Annotated in this window: 2 protein-coding genes; both read right to left on the reverse strand. The window is 28.3% G+C overall.

Annotation, left to right across the window (positions count from 1 at the left end):
• Window positions 1-27: 27 nt before the first annotated feature.
• Window positions 28-867: a hypothetical protein gene (locus ACZIX2_RS14170; RefSeq protein WP_463340746.1), complete on the reverse strand. Its 840-nt coding sequence runs from the start codon at window positions 865-867 to the stop codon at window positions 28-30.
• 3 nt (window positions 868-870) lie between these two features.
• Window positions 871-2,004, reverse strand: a 1,134-nt coding sequence (locus ACZIX2_RS14175; protein ID WP_463340747.1) for a hypothetical protein, incomplete at its 5' end; no start/stop codon positions are given.

Here is a 2,004-nt window from a genome sequence, read left to right on the forward strand (position 1 = left end):
TGCAGCTGAGATTTAGTTGCATCTTATTTATTTCTCAAATACTCCATAGATAAAAATACTTTCGGGCATATTTCCACCTTCCATACAATAAATAACAGTTAATTCGTTATTTTCAGAAATTTCAAATTGTCTAGAACTATGATCTTCTGCGTAAGCATAATAAATCCCATTTTCTTCTTTTATTTTGAAATTATATTTGTTAGCTAATAACTCAAGTTCTGTTTTATCAAAATATCTAAAAGTGGATAATACTTTTACATTTTCTTTTACAATATAAATTCTTTTATTTTTAACTTCTACATATGAATTATTCCATATGGAATGATCTGTTGAGCTTAACCAGTTATCATATTGGTTAATTACTTGATGTGATTTTAAGCCATCGAAAAATGTATAAGAAGCAAATTCCAGATTCATATTTTTCATATACGGGATAGAGTGAATAGATAATTTGTATTCTTCTAACCAATTATTAAATTCCATAATGTTATTTGAAAACAATAGATTATAAGGCTCTTGAGATTTTAAAAGGCTATCATAAATATTAATTAAAAATATAATATGATTGTCAAAGCCACTATTACAAAGTTTTAACTTTTCATTTTTAAATATTTTTATTTCAAAGACATCATCTTTATGAAAATTTCCTATATAATCAATATCTAAATGAATAGACTTTCGCTTTTTTAACAAATCAATTATCTTTTTTTCAACTTTAGTAACGTCTAATTCGCATTGTATAGGCTCTAGGAAAGGTGTTATTGCAATAGTTTGACTTATTGATTCTAGTAAATTAAATCTTTCTGAAGATATTTTTCCAAACTCAACTAGGTTTCCATCTTTATTTATTATGTAGAAGAATCTCATTTTTTATAATTTAGGATTAAAATATATAATAACTTCTTCAGTAGTATTTTTAATTATTTCTACTTCTCCATCAAAATTATTGGCTTTTAATATTTTACCAGTTGGCGTCTCAAAAGCAGCCATTTTAGGAGATAGGCCATCTTTGATTTTTTGTTTAAAAATAGTCAGATTTATAGATTCTTCGCCAGTATAAATATCGCTTACTTTCCACCATCCTTTAACTTTTGAAGGAGCATAATCAGCAATAGCATTTTTAAATATTTCAGTACCTATCCCTTGTCCTTGCAATTTTTCTGGAATATTTAAGTGGAATTCTAAAATATTATTATCAACAAGAGCAACACCAGCTCTTGGTCTACTTGTTTGATAGGTAACATTAATATCATAATAAGTAGCTTGACGCCCATTAAATAAACCTTCAGTTTCATCAATTTTAGTCCAAAGTTTACTAATTACTTGCTCCCAAACGCCATTTTTCATTTTCCATGTTTCCAAGATTTCTATTTCTTTGGAAAGATTTTGAAATGAATTAGATGTTTTTACTTGTATTGCACCACCTAATTCGTCAAACCACGGAATTGCTTCTCCATATTCAAATACTAAACTCGAAGGTACAGATTTCATTTTAAACTTATAATAGAAATATTCTTTGCCTTCTTCAACTAATACGGAATAATTTTCCATTAAAGCACGTGATGAAATTGTATAACTTGAATTTGGAGGTACAACACCAGCATAACCGCCACCTAAGCCTTCTCTTGTTTGAAATCTATCAAGGATTTCATCAATTGAAGGAGCTTTTCTTTGATCAACTCCCCAAACACCTTCACATGGTGGATATTCTTTAGCAGGATCTAGACCGAATTTTCTATATACTTTTTTTAAATCATTTTCATGTCCTTTACCTTTTGCCCATGCTTCATAAATTTCAGGTGCAAATTTATTGCCACTTGCATTCTTTATTTGCGAAGCAGTTTTAGTATAGAATTCTTCAAATGTTACATTTCTTACTTTTAGTTTCCATACTCTTTTAAAAGCACCTAACTCTTCGATTGATTTGATGCCTTTGTCATTCCATTTTTTCCAAACTTCAAATAATTCAATATCATCATTCAATGACTTAAATACGGACGAAGA

The sequence above is a fragment of the Flavobacterium riviphilum genome, assembly GCF_055231795.1.

Bases quoted from the DNA above. Each gene is read 5' to 3' on its own strand.
- ACZIX2_RS14170 (WP_463340746.1), bottom strand. From the start codon at position 867: ATGAGATTCTTCTACATAATAAATAAAGATGGAAACCTAGTTGAGTTT.